General features: G+C 70.3%; 18 protein-coding genes. 8 read left to right on the plus strand and 10 right to left on the minus strand.

What is annotated here, in order from left to right; translation table 11 throughout:
* Positions 1 to 12: 12 nt before the first annotated feature.
* From ACP95_RS04300 to ACP95_RS04320, 5 genes are all read right to left on the minus strand, one after another.
* The gene (locus ACP95_RS04300; RefSeq protein ID WP_049980025.1) at positions 13 to 843 is read right to left on the minus strand and encodes an SDR family oxidoreductase; all 831 of its coding nucleotides are present in this window, start codon (positions 841 to 843) and stop codon (positions 13 to 15) included.
* A gap of 75 nt (positions 844 to 918) precedes the next feature.
* On the minus strand, positions 919 to 1,713 hold the full coding sequence (locus tag ACP95_RS04305) for an endonuclease V (RefSeq protein WP_154018432.1): 795 nt from the start codon (positions 1,711 to 1,713) through the stop codon (positions 919 to 921).
* A 3-nt stretch (positions 1,714 to 1,716) separates the two neighbouring features.
* Entirely contained in the window at positions 1,717 to 2,616 is a 900-nt protein-coding gene (locus ACP95_RS04310; protein WP_049980026.1) for a rhomboid family intramembrane serine protease, read from the minus strand.
* A 48-nt stretch (positions 2,617 to 2,664) separates the two neighbouring features.
* On the minus strand, positions 2,665 to 5,004 hold the full coding sequence (locus ACP95_RS04315; protein WP_049980027.1) for an amino acid permease: 2,340 nt from the start codon (positions 5,002 to 5,004) through the stop codon (positions 2,665 to 2,667).
* A 184-nt stretch (positions 5,005 to 5,188) separates the two neighbouring features.
* Positions 5,189 to 6,778, minus strand: a complete 1,590-nt coding sequence (locus ACP95_RS04320) for a S8 family serine peptidase (protein WP_049980028.1) — start codon at positions 6,776 to 6,778, stop codon at positions 5,189 to 5,191.
* Between the two features lie 165 nt (positions 6,779 to 6,943).
* Here ACP95_RS04320 and ACP95_RS04325 point away from each other — a divergent pair, with 165 nt between their 5' ends.
* The 4 genes from ACP95_RS04325 to ACP95_RS04340 all read left to right on the plus strand — a co-directional run bounded on the left by ACP95_RS04325 (position 6,944) and on the right by ACP95_RS04340 (position 9,717).
* Complete coding sequence (locus ACP95_RS04325; RefSeq protein WP_049980029.1) at positions 6,944 to 7,390, plus strand: NYN domain-containing protein; 447 nt, start codon at positions 6,944 to 6,946, stop codon at positions 7,388 to 7,390.
* Between the two features lie 49 nt (positions 7,391 to 7,439).
* Complete coding sequence (locus ACP95_RS04330) at positions 7,440 to 8,147, plus strand: helix-turn-helix domain-containing protein (protein WP_049980030.1); 708 nt, start codon at positions 7,440 to 7,442, stop codon at positions 8,145 to 8,147.
* A gap of 83 nt (positions 8,148 to 8,230) precedes the next feature.
* The gene (locus ACP95_RS04335; protein WP_049980031.1) at positions 8,231 to 8,890 is read left to right on the plus strand and encodes an HVO_0476 family zinc finger protein; all 660 of its coding nucleotides are present in this window, start codon (positions 8,231 to 8,233) and stop codon (positions 8,888 to 8,890) included.
* A 38-nt stretch (positions 8,891 to 8,928) separates the two neighbouring features.
* Entirely contained in the window at positions 8,929 to 9,717 is a 789-nt protein-coding gene (locus ACP95_RS04340) for a class I SAM-dependent methyltransferase (protein WP_154018433.1), read from the plus strand.
* Positions 9,718 to 9,726: 9 nt separating this feature from the next.
* Here the strand turns inward: ACP95_RS04340 and ACP95_RS04345 are convergent, their stop codons facing one another.
* The 3 genes from ACP95_RS04345 to ACP95_RS04355 form a co-directional block, all read right to left on the minus strand.
* A complete protein-coding gene (locus ACP95_RS04345; RefSeq protein ID WP_049980032.1) occupies positions 9,727 to 10,092 on the minus strand; it encodes a DUF5830 family protein in 366 nt (121 codons plus the stop codon).
* Between the two features lie 143 nt (positions 10,093 to 10,235).
* Positions 10,236 to 11,336 carry a pyridoxal phosphate-dependent aminotransferase gene (locus tag ACP95_RS04350; RefSeq protein WP_049980033.1) on the minus strand — a complete coding sequence of 367 codons (1,101 nt, stop codon included), beginning with the start codon at positions 11,334 to 11,336 and terminating at the stop codon, positions 10,236 to 10,238.
* A 51-nt stretch (positions 11,337 to 11,387) separates the two neighbouring features.
* Positions 11,388 to 12,737 (minus strand): alkaline phosphatase family protein, encoded by a 1,350-nt coding sequence (locus tag ACP95_RS04355; RefSeq protein WP_049980034.1) that lies wholly within the window; start codon positions 12,735 to 12,737, stop codon positions 11,388 to 11,390.
* 214 nt (positions 12,738 to 12,951) lie between these two features.
* Between ACP95_RS04355 and ACP95_RS16040 the strand changes: the two genes are divergently transcribed.
* From ACP95_RS16040 to ACP95_RS04365, 3 genes are all read left to right on the plus strand, one after another.
* On the plus strand, positions 12,952 to 13,125 hold the full coding sequence (locus tag ACP95_RS16040) for an HVO_0416 family zinc finger protein (protein ID WP_202593775.1): 174 nt from the start codon (positions 12,952 to 12,954) through the stop codon (positions 13,123 to 13,125).
* A 71-nt stretch (positions 13,126 to 13,196) separates the two neighbouring features.
* Positions 13,197 to 15,068 (plus strand): UvrD-helicase domain-containing protein, encoded by a 1,872-nt coding sequence (locus tag ACP95_RS04360; RefSeq protein WP_049980035.1) that lies wholly within the window; start codon positions 13,197 to 13,199, stop codon positions 15,066 to 15,068.
* Positions 15,065 to 16,291, plus strand: coding sequence for a M24 family metallopeptidase (locus ACP95_RS04365; protein ID WP_049980036.1), 1,227 nt, complete (start codon positions 15,065 to 15,067; stop codon positions 16,289 to 16,291). The genes ACP95_RS04360 and ACP95_RS04365 overlap by 4 nt, the downstream gene beginning before the upstream one ends.
* 154 nt (positions 16,292 to 16,445) lie before the next feature.
* On the opposite strand, the gene ACP95_RS04370 is transcribed toward ACP95_RS04365, so the two are convergent.
* Positions 16,446 to 16,694 (minus strand): DUF7533 family protein, encoded by a 249-nt coding sequence (locus tag ACP95_RS04370; RefSeq protein ID WP_049980037.1) that lies wholly within the window; start codon positions 16,692 to 16,694, stop codon positions 16,446 to 16,448.
* 91 nt (positions 16,695 to 16,785) lie between these two features.
* On the opposite strand from ACP95_RS04370, the gene ACP95_RS04375 reads away from it, so the two are divergent.
* Positions 16,786 to 17,376, plus strand: coding sequence for a riboflavin synthase (locus ACP95_RS04375; protein ID WP_049980038.1), 591 nt, complete (start codon positions 16,786 to 16,788; stop codon positions 17,374 to 17,376).
* Positions 17,377 to 17,389: 13 nt separating this feature from the next.
* On the opposite strand, the gene ACP95_RS04380 is transcribed toward ACP95_RS04375, so the two are convergent.
* Entirely contained in the window at positions 17,390 to 17,674 is a 285-nt protein-coding gene (locus ACP95_RS04380) for an ArsR family transcriptional regulator (protein ID WP_049980064.1), read from the minus strand.
* Positions 17,675 to 17,786: the final 112 nt, after the last annotated feature.

Raw genomic sequence — 17,786 nt, forward strand, 5'->3', positions numbered from 1 at the left:
GGCGTCGACGGCCTACGCGAACCGCTTGCGGGCGAACCGGATCGCCAGATCCCGGACCGAGTCCGGGAGGAACCGACTCTTGAGCAGCAGGTCCGCGAGCGTGCCCACGGGCATCCGCGCGGGCGGGTCCGTCAGGTTGGCGGCGTCGACGATCGCGGTCGCGACGCGCTCGGGTTCGACGGCGCCGGTGCCGCCGCCGCCCACGGCCTCGGTGTCCTCGAACATCGACCAGAACCAGTCGTAGGCGCCGGTGCGCTCCGTCCGGTCGGACTCCTCCTCGGCGCGCTCGGTGAACTGGGTCTCGACCGGGCCGGGCTCGACGAGCACGGCGTCGATCCCGTGCTCCTCGACCTCCCAGCGCAGCGCGTCGGTCATCGCCTCGAGCGCGAACTTCGAGCCCGCGTAGGCGCCGCCGCCGGGCATCGACAGCCGGCCGGCGACGGAGGAGACGTTCACGACGGTCCCCTCGCCCGCCTCGCGCATGTGCGGGAGCACCGCGCGCGTGAGCCGGTGGGGGCCGTACACGTTCACCTCGAACTGGTCCTCGACGGCGTCGACGGGGAGCTCCTCGGTCGGCCCGAACTGGGCGTAGCCGGCGTTGTTGACCAGGCAGTCGATCCGGTCCTCGTTGCGGAGTATCCGGTTGACGACGTTCCGCACGTCGCTGTCGTCGGTCACGTCGAGCTCGTCGACGACGCAGTGCTCGTGGTCCTCGAGGGCGCCCAGATCGTCGGTGTCGCGTGCCGTCGCGTACACCGTCCACCCGTCGTCGAGGAACGCCGCGGCGGTGGCGCGGCCGATGCCGGACGAACAGCCAGTGATCAGCACCGTCTCCGGTCGCATAGCTACGTGCTGGACCGGCCGCGGGTTAAGTGTGAGCAAACGCGGCCGCGGGTCGAGCGACCGCGCGGCGCCGACTCACTCGTACTCGGCTTTCGCGTCGTCGGCGTAGCGATCCGCGAGCCGCGTGGGTTCGGGGAGCTTGTACCCCGCTGACAGCGCGTCGACGAGATCGCGCGTCGTCGCCGCCGAGACGCGGTGGCCCGGCGAGACGTACAGCGGGTTGATCGACTGGTCGCGGTCCCACTGCCGGGACTGGTAGGCGTGGCCGATCGTGGTCCACTCGGGGGCTTCCACGTCCGGCCCGGCCTCGATCGGCGTCGACCAGCCCGCGGGGCGGTCGTCGACCGGCTCGACCGGCTCCCCGCAGAGCAGCCGCTTCGCGACGCCGACGCTCGGCAGGTCCAGCGCGACGCCGACGTGGGTCGCGATCCCGGCCTGCCGGAAGTGGATCCGGCCGGAGCCGTCGAAGACGGCGAGGTCTGGCTCGACCGACAGTTCCTCGAACGCGGCGAGGATCGGCCCGCCCTCGCGGAACGCGAGCAGCCCCGGGACGTACGGGATCGAGAGCGGCGTCACCGCGTGGGTTCGCTCGATCACCGCGCCGTCCTGTACCGCGACGATCGCCGACACCGCGCGCTCGTCGAGGAACGCCTGATCGACGCCGACGATCACCGGCGCGTCGCTGTTCGCGCCGAGGCGTTCGGTCCCGCTCGCGTCCGCCTCGACCGGGTCGTCGACGCCCACCGCGTCCGGATCGAACGGCAGGTCGTCCGCGAACGTGGCGGCGTCGGCGATCTCGCGCTGCAGCGACTCCATCTCCGCGCGGGAGAGCGCGGGGTCGGGCCGGAACTCGGGGCGGGCGAGCAACACGGCTCAGAACCCGCCGCCGCGGCGCCCGGGACCACCCGGGCCGCCGGGGCCGCCGCCCCCGAACTGGAGCTGGCGGGGCGGCTCGATCTGGTCCTGCACGTACAGCCCGTACGCCAGCCCGATCGCCAGCCCGGCGAGGTGGGCCCAGTGGGCGATGCCGGCGCCGCCGCCGACCTGGCCGAACCCCTGCAGCAGGCTCAGCGCGGCGAAGCCGATAGTGAGCGCCCAGATGGGGACGGGCAGGAAGAAGTAGAGGTACACCGTGAGCCCCGGGTTCAGGATGGTCAGCACGCCCATGATCGCCAGCAGCGCGCCGGAGGCGCCGACGACGCCCGTCGCGATCCCCGGCGTGAGAAGGATGCTCGCGCCGATCTGGGCGAGCCCGGCGGCGGCGCCCGAGAGCAGGAACAGCCCGACGTAGCGCTTCGTGCCGATCCGGCGCTCGACCACCTGGCCGAAGAAGAAGATCCCGATGCTGTTGGCCGCGATGTGGAAGATCCCGCCGTGGGCGAACACCGAGGTGATCCACGTCCAGACGTACTCGGGGTGCTCCGAGCGCAGGACGAACAGCGTCGCCTCGAGCTCGGGGGAGACCAGGATCCGGATCGCCAGCTGGCTCACCCAGGTCACCCACATCAACAGCAGGAACACGAACGTCGCGTTGTTCCGGACGTAGCTCCGCCAGATCGACCGGGCACGGCGTCGGAGGCCGGCACGGCCGCCCCGACTCGTCCCGGCGTCACGCTCCTCGGCCTGGTTGAACACGCCGACTGGGTCGTCCCACTCCAGCCCCGGGCAGTCGTGGTTCTCCGGGAGCCGGTGGTCCGCACAGAACGTGCCGCCGCAGCGGCGGCACTCGTACGGCATGTTCTCTTGCTTGCCACACTCGTCGCAGGTCGCCATTACGCCGGGGTTGGCGGCGCCGGCTAATAGGTCTGGGGCTCTCGGTCGCTACAGGTGTTTCCGGAGATACCGGTACGGCGCGAACAGCGCCTCGCTCAGCCGCCCCCGGTAGCCGCCGGCCGCCGCGGTCGCGTAGACGATCACCGGCACGCCGCGGTTCTCCGCCAGCGACACCGCGCGGTCGGTCGTCGAACCGAACACCCACTGCCGCAGGAACCGCGTCCGGGTCGCGCCGATGATCAGCGTCGCCTCGTGTTCGGCGGCCTGATCGACCAGCGTCGCCGCGATGTTCTCGCCGGTGAGGCTGTGGACGTGCACGTCCTCGTCGTCGTCGAACACCGCCAGCGTCGGCTCCACGTCCTCGGCGATCCCGCTCTCGCCCTCGGGGTCGACGCTGACCACGTCGATCCGGCTCCCCACGTCGCCCAGCCGCTCCGCGAGGTCGAGCAGCGCGGTGTGGTGGGGGCCGCCGCCGGCGCCGATAGTGACCCGCGAGAGGTCGCGGGGCCGGTCGCCGCCGCCGACGAACAGCGTGTCACACGGCGCCTCGTACTCCACTTTCTCGGTGATGTGGGGGTGCTCCTCGGGGATCCCCATCAGGATCCGGTCGACGTCGTCCTCGCGGGCGGTCTGGAGGATGTCGAACGCCACGTCCCGGGAGACGTGCCCCTCCGCGAGCAGGTCGGCGGTCACCTCGCCCTCGATCTCCGCGAGGTCGCTCTCCAGCCGGCTCATGCGCTCCTCGGCCGTGTCGAGAAACGCCGCCGAGTCGGCCTGGTCGGGGACGTTCACCGTGTTGAGAACCTTCACGACCGGGGCGCCGTCGTGGAGCTCGCCGATCCGGGAGGCGAGCCGCGCGTGGTCGACCGCCCGCTCCAGCCGGTTCACCGGCACCAGCACGGTGAACCGGTCGTCGACGCTCGGCAGCGCGTGGTCGCCGCCCCCGCCGACCAGGCTGACCACCTGGCGTTCGCCGGCGGCCTCCCGGACCAGCTCGTCGGCCTCGAGCGCGCCGCCCCAGAGGAGGTAGGCGCCGACGACGAGCAGCGTCAGCCCGACGCCGATGACCACGCCGACCGTCGGCAGCTTGTACACCAGCGCGAGGTTGGCGATCACGCCGAGGATCGGGAGGTACGGCACGAGCGGCATCTCGAAGCCGCGGGTGAGCTCGGGCTTGTTGCGCCGGGAGTAGATCAGCGTGACGTTCACCACCGAGAGCGGCACGAGCAGGTTGAACGTCGCGAACCCGGTCAGCGGCTCGAGCCCGAGCGACGGCGCCGCCGCCAGCGCGCCGAGCACGCCGTGGTGGCCGAACAGGGTGATGAACACGAAGATGAGGCCGGCGATGACGGCGGTCGCGGCGCTCACCGAGTAGAACGGCGTGCCGTAGTCGGGGTGGATGCGGGAGAACTTCCGGGGGGCGTCGCCCTGCCGACCCATCAGCGAGCCGATCCCGGAGGCCGCGAGGATCGACGCGTTCGACGCCGACACCATCGAGAACACCGCGCCGGCGACGATCAGCAGCTGGCCGACCGGGCCCAGGAAGGCGGCGGCGACTTTCCCCATGGCGGTCTCGCCGGCCTGCAGGATCTCGCCGCGCGGCTGGCCCGCGATCGTCTCCGGCGTGTTGACCATCGCGACGATGACGAACGTGTACAGCACGGTGACCGTGACGATCGAGGCGGCGATCGCCTTCGGCACCGTGTTCTTCGGGTCGATGATCTCGCCCGCGGAGGCCGCGATCGCCGAGAAGCCGAAGAAGGTGATGAACGCGAGCGCGGCGACGGAGAGGATATCCGTCGACTGGCCGACGACGCTCCCGAAGCTGCCGGTGAACGTCGTCGTCGCCTGGCCGGCGCCCGCGAACCTGATCGCGCCGGCGATGAACACGAGCAGCACCGCCACCTTCGCCGCGGTGACGATCACCTGGAACGCGCCCGACTCCTCGGTCCCGCGGGCGTTCAGCGTCCCGAGCAGCACCGCGGCGGCGATGCCGACGGTGCCCCGCGGGAGCACGCCGCCGACGGACTCGGGCAGGATGAACAGGAAGAACCACTCGTCCATCGTCGCGAGGTAGAACGCCGTCGTCCCCGTGTACCCCAGGAACAGCGAGGCGCCGATGGCGTACGTCAGCAGGTCCTGCTCCTCGAACGTGCGGGAGGTGAACAGGTACCCCCCGCCGTTCTCGGAGTAGATCGAGGCGAACTCCGAGTACGCCGCGGCGGTGATGCTCGCGACCAGCGCCGCGATGACGAACGAGATGACGGCGCTCGAGCCGATCCGGTACACCGCGGTGCCGGACAGCGAGAAGATCCCCGCCGCGATCATCGTCCCCAGCCCCAGCGCGAACGCGACGCGGAAGCCGAGGGTGCGTGTGCGCTCTACCACGTTAGACCACCCGTCGCCGTGGCGCGGGCGGCGGCATGACCCACGTGGCGTGGTGTCACAGACATACCCGGACACTCCACGAGAGGTAGGAAAAAAGGCATCGAGTGACGGACGGCGGCCCGGATGTCTGACCCGTACGCCGCCGTTTCTCGCGTTCTGTGCGTTCTACGGCCGGATCAGTGGCTTACTGGTACTCCGTGACCGTCAGCGTGTAGCTCCCCGACCCGCTGTAGGAGTCCACGTCGATCTGCATCGCCGTGGAGTCGTCGGGGCTGTCGATGGTGATCGACTCCTGGCTGTCGGTGGAGTAGGAGCCGTAGTCGTAGTCGCTGGGCGTCGCGTCCTCGGTGGTGCCCGTGTTGACGTAGAGGTCGAAGTCGGCGTCGCTGGGGCCGTCGAGCTCCACCACGACCTGCGAGGGGCTGTCGTAGTTCCAGCCGTAGCTGTAGTCGTCGTAGTCCCAGTACCCCTCGAGGCTCCCGTCGACCGAGGAGGTGGTGGAGTCGCCCGACCCGCCGTCGTCGCCGCCGTCGTCGCCACCGCCGCTGCCGGGTTCGGTGCCCACCGCCGCCCCGGCGTCGACCTGCCCGCTGCCCTGCTGGCTGTCGGGGAGGCCGATGTCCTCGGCCGTGTTCTTGAGGTGGTTCCGCAGGTCGCTGTTCGAGAGATCCCACTGCGCGAGCGCGAGCCCGGCGACGCCGGAGACCACCGGGCAGGCCATGGAGGTGCCCGAGAGCCGTTCGTACCCCCCGCGGGTCTCGGTCGTCGTCGAGAGCACGTCGACGCCCGGCGCGGCGAGCTCGACCGAGTCGCCGTACTGGGAGAAGGAGGCGAGCTCCTCGTTGTCGTCGACGGCTGAGACGGCGACGCACTCGGAGTACGCCGCAGGGTAGGAGACCGACGAGGAGCCGTCGTTCCCGGCCGCCGCGATCACGAGCGCGCCGTTGTTCGTGGCGTAGCTCACCGCGTTCTTCATCGTGTCCGTGTACCCGCCGCCGCCGAGGCTGAGGTTGATCACGTCGGCGCCCTGGTCGGCGGCCCACTCGATCGCGTCGGCGATGTCCGAGGTGGAGCCGCTGCCGTTCTCGTCCAGCGCGCGGCCGTTGATCAGCGTGGAGTTCCCCTGGCCGGCGACGCCGGTGTCGTTGTCGACGACCGCGGCGGCACAGCCCGAGACGTGGGTCGCGTGGTACTCGTCCTGCGGGGCGTCCGGGTACGGGTCGGAGTCGCTGTCCACGAAGTCGTAGCCGGGGTTCGACGCGTAGTTGCCCGCGAGGTCGGGGTGGTCGTACTGCGCGCCGGTGTCGACGACGGCGATGGTGACCGACGAGTCGCCGAACGTCGTGTCCCACGCGCCCGGCGCGTCGACCTGCTGGGGCGCGTACTGGTCGCCGAACTGCGGGTCGTTCGGCGTCGCCAGCGCCTCGTGGGTCGCGTTCGCCTCGGCGTACTTGACGTGCTCCTTCTTCGTGACCGCCTCGACGAAGTTCTCCCGGGCGGCGTCGCTGGCCGTCGCCGGGAACCGCACCGCGACGTAGCGCAGCGTCTCGTTCTCGTGGACGAGCTCGGCGTCGCCCGGCACGTACTGTTCGACGGTCGTGGCGACGCCGTCTGCCGTCGCCGAGACGCCGACGAGCACCTCGTTCTCCTTCGCGCCCGGGTCCCGGCCCGGCGTCGCGGCGCCGACGCCCGCGAAGGCCGCCGCCGCGCCCAGCGCGCCGATCCCTTGCAGAACGCCACGTCGCTGCCAACCGTGTTCGGTATCCTCTGGCATAGCCAGGAGCACAACGAGGAAGCGGACATATATTTGTACTGATTTAGCCTAAATATTCTCTGTAGAACTTTCAACTAACTCGCTACGAAAGTTCGTTTACTAGTTTGCGTGCCGATCCTCGACGCTTCCCGGAAGCGATAACCCGGGGCGACCGCAGGGGTGGGTATGGACCTGGTGCGGCGGCTGCTGGGCGACCGGCGCGAGGGGGTCGCGCTGTTCGTCGACGGGCCGAACGTGTTGCGCGAGGAGTTCGACGTGGATCTGGACGACGTGCGTGCGGCCGCGGCCGCCTCCGGCCGGGTCGTCGCCGCGCGGCTCTACCTCAACGAGGACGCGCCCGGGAGCCTGATCCGGGCGGCGGAGGCCCACGGGTTCGAGGTGATCACCACCAGCGGCGACGTGGACGTGAAACTCGCCGTCGACGCCGCCGAGTTCGTGCTCCGGAACCGCGTCGCCACGATCGCGGTGGCCTCCCGGGACACGGACTTCAAGCCCGCCTTCGAGCTCGCGGGGCGGGAGGGCGTCCGGACGCTCGCGATCGCGCCCGGGAGCTACGGGCGCTCGGACGCGCTGCGGTCGGCGGCCGACGACAGCGTCACCCTCGGCGAGTAGGGGGAACCGCACCGACACGCCTATCTCGCGGGGGCGCCGACGCCGACGCGTGACCGAGAACGCTGAGCGCCGACTCGCCCGCCGGATCGCCGGCGAAGTGGTGCTCTCGGACGACCCCGGCGCGACGCTGCGGAAGTGGCGCACCGACTTCGAGGTGTCCCAGACGGCGCTGGCCGAGGAGATCGACGTCTCCTCGTCGGTGATCTCGGACTACGAGAGCGGCCGCCGCGAGAGCCCCGGGATCGGCGTCGTCCGGCGGCTGGTCGAGGGGCTGCTCGCGATCGACACCGCCCGCGGCGGCGCCCACGTCCGCCAGTACGCCCGGGTGGTGACCGCGGGGTTCGAGAGCGACATCGTCCACGACCTCCGGGAGTACTCCCGGGCGGTGCCGCTCGCGGAGTTCTACGAGGCCACGGGCGCGACCGAACTCGCCGGCAGCGACTCCACGCACGTCAACGGCCACACCGTGATCGACAGCATCGAGGCGATCACTCGCCTCTCGAGCGAGGAGTTCTACCGGCTGTACGGCGAGAGCACCGACCGCGCGCTCGTGTTCACCGAGGTGACGCGCGGCGAGTCGCCGCTGGTCGCCCTCCGGGTGCTGACGCCAACGCCGAACGCCGTCGTGCTCCACGGGATCGAACCCGAGGACGTGTGGGACCACGCGCCCGCCCTCGCGAAGCGGGACGGGTTCTCGCTCGCGGCGTCGACGAAGGATCTCGACGAGATGCTCGCCGACCTGCGGGCGCTCCCCTGACCGACCGCGACGAACCGCGCGCCTCCCTCTCACGGCGCCCCCCGAACAGGCGCTTTTAACCCGCTCGACCGGCAATCGACCGTATGAGCGAGTCCGCAGATCGCCTGCCGCTACCCTGTCCCTCCTGTTCGCCCCGCGAGGAGACGGTCCACGAGGTGCTGAGTCCCGGCGGGCAGACGACGGTTCGGTGTACGGAGTGTGGCCACGTCCACAAGGAGAAGATCGAGACGCCCGACGAGGTCACCGTCGACGTGGTGGTCTCCCAGGACGGCGACTCCTACAAGGCGACGCTGAACGCGGTCGCCGACGAGGAGATCGAGGCCGGCGACGAGTTCGTCGTCGAGACCGAGCAGGCGATCCAGCAGGTCGAGGTCACGAGCATCGAGATCGGTCCCGAGCGCCGCACGGAGCACGCCGACATGGACGAGGTCGAGACGGTGTGGACCCGCGTCGTCGACAACGTCGGCGTGAACATCACGATCCACCCCAAGGAGGGCGACGGCCGCAACGAGCAGTCCCGCAGCACCAAGGCGTTCCTGCCGGGCGACTTCGAGTTCGTCGTCGGCGACACCTACGAGTTCGGCGACGACGAGTTCGCGGTCGACAGCATCCAGCTCCGCGACGCCGTCGCCGACGACTACCGCCACAAGAAGCTCGACCACGAGGGCGACCTGGCGTTCGCGAAGGACGTCAAGCGCGTGTTCGGCCGCGACGAGAAGACGAGCGCCTGGTCGGCCTGGTAACGGAACGGCTTTTCTCGCCCCGGCCGGTTCGTCGACCCGTGACCGAGGACGACCCAGCGACGCGCTTCGCGTCGACCGCCGAGCAGTACGCCGTCTACCGCCCGGAGTACGACGACGCCGCCCTCGACTATCTCCGCGAGCGGTTCGACCTCGACGGCACGGGCCGGCTGCTCGATCTCGGCTGCGGCACCGGCCGACTCGGCGTCGCGCTGGCGCCCCACGTCGACGCGGTCGTCGGCGTCGACCCGAACGGAGCGATGATCGACCACGCCCGCGAGCGCGCCCGCGTCGCCGACGCGTCGAACACCGAGTGGCTGGTCGGGAGCGACGCCGACCTCCCCGACCTGGCCGACGAGCTCGACCCGCTCCGCCTGACCGTGATGGGTCGATCGTTCCACTGGATGGCTCAGGAGCGAACGCTCGACACCCTTCAGGAAATCACCGAACCCGGGGGCGGCGTCGCCCTCCTGAGCGACACCGAGTGGCTGGCTCGCGGCACCGCGGACTGGCAGGACGCGGTGTACGAGGTCGTCGCCGAGTTCCTCGAGGACCCGCCCGAGCGGACCGGGCCGATCGAGTACGACGACCCGTGGGCCGAGACGCTCGCCGACCACGGGTTCGACACCGCACGGCGCGCCTTCGCGGTCGATCGCGAGTGGGACGCCGACGGCGTCGTCGGCTACCTGCTCTCGCTCTCGTTCTGCTCGCCCGCGGTGCTCGGCGACGACCGCGAGCGCTTCGAGGAGGCGGTCCGGGACCGGTTGGAGGGGTTCGAGGCACCGTTCGAGGAGGACGCCACGGTCGAGGTCGTCGTCGGCCAGCAGTGAGTCGTTCGGCTACTCCCGGCCGAGCACCTTTCTGACGCAGGAGGGCCCGAACGGCCCCAGCTCCCCGGCCTCGAACTGCACGAAGTGCCCCGTCGAGATGCTCGCCCCGCAGCGCCGGCATTCGTACTCGCCCTCACGTTCGACGACCTCGCTCTCGAAGCGCACGAACGTCCCGCCCGTCTGCGTGCGCAGGCGGCCGTCCTCGCGCTCGATCAGCCCGCGCTTCTCGGCGTCGTCGAGGATCTCCCGCGTCAGCGAGGGGCTGGTGGTGACCGCCTCCAGTCGGTCGATCGTCTCGGCCAGCGACAGCTCCTCGTCCTCCAGGTGGGCGAGCAGTTCGAGGCCGAGCTCGCGCTTCTCCTCGCGGGTCGACACGGGCGGGCGTTCTCGCCGGGGGCGCTTGAGCGTTGTGTGGCGGCGCCGACCGCAGTTCGCTATCCCGGAATACGGTTTATTGGTGCTGAGCGGCGTCGATGCTGCGCTCACGGGACTGGAAGAGAAACGGCGAAAGAGAGCTTCTACGCGAAGAACTCGGCCAGCCGGTCGGCCGCCTCCTCGACCCGCGGCGTCACCAGCGCGAAGCGGAGCCAGTCGCTGTACGCGTCGCCGAACCCCTCGCCGGGCATCCCGGCGACGCCGGCCTCGTCGACGAGCCGTTTCACGTTCGCCATCGTCCCGGGGTAGCCGTCGAAGCGCGCCATCACGTAGAACGCGCCGTCGGGGCGGGTGTACTCCGCGCCGGCGGCGTCGAGGGCGTCGGTGAACGTGTCGACGCGCTCGCGGATCAGCTCGCGGGCGGCCTCGTAGTAGGCGGCGTCGGCGCCCTCGAGCCCCCGGAGGACCGCGTGCTGGCCCGGGCGGGTCGTGGCGACGTTGACCAGCATGTGCCGGGCCTTCGCGTTCTCGACGAGCCACTCCGGGAAGATCGCGTACCCCACTCGGAACCCCGTGATCGCGAGCGACTTCGAGAACCCCGAGGTGACGATCCGGCGGTCGGAGTCGATCGTGAGCGCCGACTCGAACCCCCCGGAGAGGTCGAAGTGGTCGTACACCTCGTCGACGACCGCGAGCGCGTCGTGGGCCTCACAGAGGCGGACGATCTCCTCGACGTTCGCGTGGTCGTAGACGGCGCCGGTGGGGTTGTTCGGCGTGTTGAGCACCACCAGCGCGGTGTCGTCGCTGATGGCGTCGCGGTAGGCGTCGACGTCGAGGCTGCCGTCGCGGTTGGCGGGGACGAAGGTGGGGTCGCCGCCGAGCATCTTCGTCTTCCCGGGGTAGTACGGGTAGACGGGGTCGGTCAGCAGCACCTCCTCGCCCATGTCGCGCTCCAGCGCCGCGGCCATCCCGAGGTAGTTCGCCTCGCCGGTGCCGTTGGTGACGACGACCCGCGCGGGGGCGACGCCGCGGCGCTCGGCGATCTCGGCTTTGAGCGCCGCGGTGCCGTCGCTGGGCGGGTACTGGAAGCGATCCGCCGGGAACTCCGCGTACTCCGTCAACCCGTCCCGCAGGGCCTGGGGGGGCTCCCAGTCAGGGTTGCCGCTGACCATGTCGATCACGTCGCCGTCGGCGTCGCCGACGTAGCCCATCACTTCGAAGAACTTGGGCTCCTCGTACTCCATGGGGGAGCGTGTGGCGGCAGGGGTATGCCGCTTTCGGGACCCTTCGGGGGGTTAGCTCCGGACCAGACTGGCGCCGTCGAACTCCGTCCGGGAGAACTCCAGCTCCATCAGGTCCAGGATCGTCGGCGCGATGTCCAGCAGGTCGCTGTCCTCGATGTCGGCGTCGGGCGTGTCGACGAACAGCGAGGCGTTGTCGAAGCTGTGCATCCCGTTCCGGGGGCCGTCGGCGAACACGTCGCTGCCGCCGGTGAAGCCGGCCTTGAGGTCGAACCCGTGGTTCGGGATCGCGACCAGATCCGGCGCGATGTCGTCGTGGTCGCCACGGAACGCCTGCTCCTTCTCGACGACGCGCTCACAGACTTTCCGGCCGTCGGGCCCCTCGAGCGCCTCGAGTTCGGCCTTGAGCTCGTCGCGGACCTCGTCGTACTCCTCCTCGGGAACGCTCCCGCGGGGCTCGCGCCCCTCGAGGTTGACGTAGAACCGGCCGGGGATCAGCGAGTACGCGCGGGTGTCGTCGGCGATGTCGCCGAGCTCCTCGTGGTCGTCGTCCTCGTAGGAGAGCCAGCCCGCCTGCTCGAGCCACTCGTTCAGGTGGACCTCGTAGTCGAGGCTGGTGAACCCGTGGTCGGAGGCGACCACGAGCGTCGTGTCGTCGGCCAGCATCTCGCGGATCTCGCCGATGTACTCGTCGAGCTGGCGGTAGAACGCCATGAACGCCTCCTTGTTCGGCCCGTCGCGCTCGTAATCCTCGAACAGGAAGTGGTTGACGCGGTCGGTCGTCATGAACACGCCGAAGAAGAGGTCCCAGTCGTCCTGCTCGAGGTAGTGGGTGAACGCCTCGTAGCGCCGGTCGAGCGTCTCGTGGGCGTCCTCCATGAACGGCCCCTTGTCGTCGTCGTGGCCCTGCTTCACGTCGGCGTCGATCTTGTAGTCGATCGACTCCAGATACTCCCGGAGCTCGTCGGGGTAGGCGGCCTTCTCGACGCTGGGCGAGAGGAAGCCCGACACCATGCGCTGGACGTTGCGCTGGGGCGGGAACGTCACGGGGACGTTCATCACCGTCGCGTCGCGGCCGTCGTTGGCGACGCGGTCCCAGAGCCGCGTGGCCTGCACGTCACGCCCCATCGGGACGTACGTGTCGTACGTGCCGATCTCGCGGTCCTGGAAGCCGTAGACGCCGGTCTCGCCGGGGTTGACGCCGGTCGTCAGCGACGGCCAGCAGGCGCTCGACTCGGGGGGGACGATGCTGTCGATCGGGCCGGCGCTGCCCTCGTCGGCGAGCGCGGCGAAGTTGGGGAACTCGTCAGGGTGCTCGTCGAGCAAGCTAAACGGCACGCCGTCGATACCGAGGAAGACGACTCGGGGGTCGCTCTCGCCCCGGAGTCGGTCGAACAGTCCCATGGGTTGCCGTACCGTCGAACACCTTAAGAACCTTCCCTCTACGGAGCGATCCCGCGACCGCTGGCCGTCGTCTGATTCATCCCGACTCGCTCCCGGTCGGCCGGGACCATCGGCGCCGGCGAGGCGTCGACGGCGCGAGCTCGTCGGCCGTCGGCAGGGGGGTGTGGCACGGGGGCACAAGACTTACTTAGGTGTGTGGCATACTGTGACATGCATGGCGACGTCAGAGCAGCACTCCGCCGACGAACTGTTCGACGAGTTCCTCGAAGACCGTGGGCACGAGACACGGGGATGGGAGGAGTCCTATAACAAGAAACAGTGTCCGGACTGCGGCGGCCTTCACGAAGCGTCTGCGGTGGAGTGTTCGGTCTGTGGCTGGCGGCCCTGAGCCACGGACACCCGCGTATCGCCGTCTCGCGAACCCACTTCCTTATTGGGCACCGGCCCCTGTAACCGGTAATGACCGAGTCGGACGTTCACGTCACGCGCCTGTTCGGTGGGCCCGGGAGCGGGAAGACGACCGCGCTCCTCGACCGGGTGGAGGAGCTGCTCGAGGACCCGGACGTGACTGTCCGGGACGTGCTGGTGGTGTCCTACACCCGCGCCGCCGCCGCCGAGATCCGCGAACGCCTCGCCGAGCGGCTCGACACGACGCCGCGGGCGCTGCAGGGTAACGTGTGTACGATGCACGCGAAGGCGTACGAGCTGCTCGACCTCTCGCGGGGCGACGTGGTCGGCGAGAGCGACAAGGAGGAGTTCTGCGAGGAGTACGGCGTCGAGTACGAGGACGAGAAGTCCGGCGCCGGCCGGCGGACCGCCCGATCGACGACGCTCGGGAACAAGGTGATCGCCACCTCCCAGTGGCTCCAGCGGACCGACCGCGAGGTCGCCGACTGGTACGACGTGCCGTTCCAGTGGAACGTGGAGGAGGTCCGGCTCCCGCCCGAGATCGACCCCAACGCCCAGGAGGGGAACAAGTACACCCCGACGTGGCCGTCCGACGACGACCGCCTCGACGTGCCCGAGGCGATCCGCGCGTGGCGCAGCTACAAGGGCGAGAACGGGATCGTCGGCTTCGCCGACATGCTCGAGCGCGTCGCCCAGCGGTCCCTCCAGCCCAACGTCGACTACCTCATCATCGACGAGTTCCAGGACATCACGACGCTGCAGTCGAAGGTGTACGAGGAGTGGAAACCCCACCTGGAGAAGGCGCTCATCGCCGGCGACGACGACCAGGTCGTCTACGCCTGGCAGGGCGCCGACCCCGACCTGCTGCTGGACGAGGACGTGGACGAGGACGTGGTGCTGCCGAACTCCTACCGGCTCCCCTCCCGCGTGCTCAACGTGGTGAACAAGGAGATCCGCCACATCGACAAGCGCCAGGAGAAGGATCTCCGACCGCGGAAGGAGGGCGGCCGCGTCGAGGCCGCCGAGTCGCCGTCGATGCTCGAACTCGTCCGGAACGTCCGCCACACCGTCGAACAGGAGGACAGAAGCGAGGACGGCGACGGCACGATCATGCTGCTGTTCCGGGCGCGCTACCAGATGTTCGACTTCGTCGACGAGTTCATCGACGAGGGGATGCCGTTCTCCTCGCTCACGGACCAGCGGCTCTGGACCGACCGACTCACTGACTACGTCCGCGCGATCGAGGCCGTCGACGCCGGCGAGCGCCTCACCGCGCTGCAGGCCCGGCGGCTGGCCGACATCCTGCAGGAGTCGGCGTTCGGCAGCAGCGAGCGCGACGACCTGTACGACCTGATCGACGAGGTCGAGGAGCAGTCCGCGAAGGAGGATCTCGCGGAGATCCCGGTCGCGCCCGACGCCGTCGAGGACGTGGTGCCGTTCATGCCCGGCCCGCGGAGCGCCGGCGACATGGCCCGGAAGATCACCTCGTTCCAGCGCAAGTCGATGAAGGCGTACTTCGAGGGCGACTACCGCGGGATGGATCCCGACCGCATCCGCGTCGGCACGATCCACTCTGCGAAGGGTCGCGAGGCCGACCACGTGTTCGTCGCGACCGACCTGACCGAGAAGGTCGTCGAGCAGATGGCGGCCCAGGCCGCCCAGCAGGGGCTCGAGACGCCCGGCGACGAGGAGTTCACCAAGACCACCGACCCCGTGCCGGTGCTCACCGACAACGAGCGCCGCGTGTTCTACGTCGGGATGTCCCGCGCCCGGGAGCGGCTGGTGCTGATGGAGAACCTCGTCACCGGCGCGCCGACGCTGCCGATCAGCGTCGTGCTGTTCAACGAACTCCGTGACGACCCACCCGCGGAGCTGATCGACGAGGTGCAGGAGTCGCTGGAGGCGCCCGAACCGGAGCCGTGAGCCGGGAACTCGCCCCCGGGGCGCCCGAGGTCGACTCGGACCACCCCGACGCCCCCGCGACCGACCTGCGGCCGATCGCCGACGCCGTCGAGAACGCGGGCGCCGCCGGCTTCGTCGCCGTCGGCGATCGGTTCGCCGACGACCTGCGCTACCTCTCGCGGTTCGGCGGCCCCGACCGCGACTACGCCGTCGTCGTCACGCCCGACCGCGCCGCGCTGACGGCGCCGGGGCTGTTCGACGAGCAGGCCCACCGGGAGTTCGTGGACGGCGCGCCCGACGACGGGATCGCCCGCGAGGCCCGGACCGAGAACCAGAGCGATCCGGCGGGCGTCCGCGCGGCGACAGTGCTCGACGACCTCGGCGATAGCGACGACGACGCGTCGACCGTGCTCACGCCGGCCAGCGTCCCCCACGACGCCGCGCTCTACCTCGAAGCGGCCGGCTACGAGCTCGCGTCGACGACCGCCGTCGCCGACGCCCGGGAGCGGAAGACGGAGGCCGAACTCGCCTGCCTCCGCCGAGTACAGGCCGTCACCTGCCGCGGGATGGCCCGCGCCGAGGCAGTGCTCGCGACCGCTGAGCCGGCCGACGACGACCTGCTGTACGAGGGCGAACCGCTCACGACCGAGCGCCTGCGCCGGGAGGTCGACGCCGAGATGGCCAGCCACGGGGTCCGCAGCGCGGGCAACACCGTCGTCGGCGCCGGGCCGACGGCCGCGGACCTCCACTACACCGGGATCGACCAGATCGCCCCGGGTGAGACGGTGCTGCTCGACGTCTCGCCGCGCGGGCCCCACGGCTACTACGGCGACCTCACCAGGACGTTCGCCGTCGACAGCGACGGCGGCTGGGAGCGCCGCGCGTTCGTCGCGGTCGAACAGGCCCACGAGACCGCGCTGGAACACGTCGAGGCGGGCGTCACCGCCGGCAGCGTCCACGAGGAGGCCGCGGCCGAGCTCACGGCCCACGGGTTCCGGATCGACTCCTCCGAGGTCGGCTTCACCCACGGCGTCGGCCACGGCGTCGGCGTCAGCCTGCACGAGGGACCCTCACTCCGGGCCGACGCGCCGCTCGAACCCGGCAACGTGGTCACGATCGAACCGGGCGTCTACGACCCCGATACCGGCGGCGTCCGGATCGAGGACCTCGTCGCCGTCACCGAGAAGGGCTACGAGCGATTGGCGAGCTATCCCGTCCGGTTCTCGCCGGTCGCACCCGAGTAGCTCGCCCCCGACTTTTTGAAGGAGAACGCGGCCAGCCACCCCGTGGTCTGAACCGGGCCGCGGGGCGGTCGAGGCGGGAGCACGGCGCACCCCCCGCGGCGGCGACGGCGCGCCGTCTGTTCGCCACGGGCGGCGGCGCCGCCGGCTCGCCGGCCTACTCCTCCTCGGACTCCTCGGTGTCGGCGACGGCGCCCTCGACCGCCCGCTCGGCGGCCATCCCCGGCAGGTCGCCGGGCGTGGTCAGGTACTTCGGGAGCAGTACCATCAGCACCGCGACCGCGAGGAAGGCGCCGCCGACGACGGTCTCCCCGCCGAGCATTCGCTCGACGGCGTAGATCCCCAGCGGGATCGCGAACACGAGGCTGCCCGCGACGCCGACGGTCTCCAGCAGGCCGAGTCGCATCACCGCGGGGTAGGCGCCCGACCGGCAAAACCTTCCCGTAACGGAATCGAGAGTGGAAACGCTCTTGAGACGCGACCGCCGAGCCCCGGACGTGTTCACCGGCATCGTCGAGCGGACGGGCGAGATCACCGACGTGAGCGAGACCGAGGACGGGCGCCGCCTCACCGTCGCGGCGTCGGGGCTGGACGATCTCCACCACGGGCAGTCGATCAGCGTCAGCGGCGTCTGTCTCACGGTCGAGGCGTTCGGGGAGGACTGGTTCGAGGTGTTCCTCGCGAGCGAGACGGTCGCGAAGACGTATCTGGGCGAGCTGTCGGTCGGGGATCCCGTCAACGTCGAGCGCGCGCTCCCGGCGGACGGGCGCTTCGACGGCCACGTCGTGCAGGGCCACGTCGACACCACCGCGACCGTGGAGTCGATCGAACAGGTCGGCGAGGACTGGCGCTACACGTTCTCGCTGCCCGCCGAACTGAGCCAGTACGTGGTCGAGAAGGGCTCGATCGCCGTCGACGGCATCAGCCTCACCGTCGCCGCGCGCGACGAGGAGCGCTTCGAGGTGGCGATCATCCCCGCCACCCGCGAGATCACGACGCTGTCGGAGAAAGCCGTCGGCGACCCGATCCACCTGGAGGTCGACGTGATGGCGAAGTACGTCGAGCGGATGACGGACGGCTACCGCTGAGTCGGCGTCTCGATCAGTCGGCCTGCCCGGAGCAGGCTTCGGCGCCGCCGTCGGCCTGCACCGGCTCCGGCGGGTTGAGCTGGTAGAGGTTCTGTCGCGCGTCGGCGAAGTAGACGTCCTCGTCGACGACGCCGATCCCTTCCAGTCGTTCGAGCGCGTAGCGAACCGTCCGCGCGGAGAGCATCGACTCCTCGACGATCCCCTTCTGGGTCAGCGGACCGTCGTACTCGAGCACTTTGAACACGAGCTTGGCGCTTGGTGGGAGGTCGTCGAGGGCCTCCTCGTCAGTCTCGGTCATCATTTCGGATCGAAACCCTCCACTGCCATAAATCTTCGTGGACTGGTGTCGTGGCCCAACACGTCCGCCGGCCAAGCGAACTCCTTTTGTCGGCGCGTCACGGAGTCCTCCG

The sequence above is a fragment of the Halolamina rubra genome (assembly GCF_000739555.1).
Lineage (GTDB): Archaea > Halobacteriota > Halobacteria > Halobacteriales > Haloferacaceae > Halolamina > Halolamina rubra.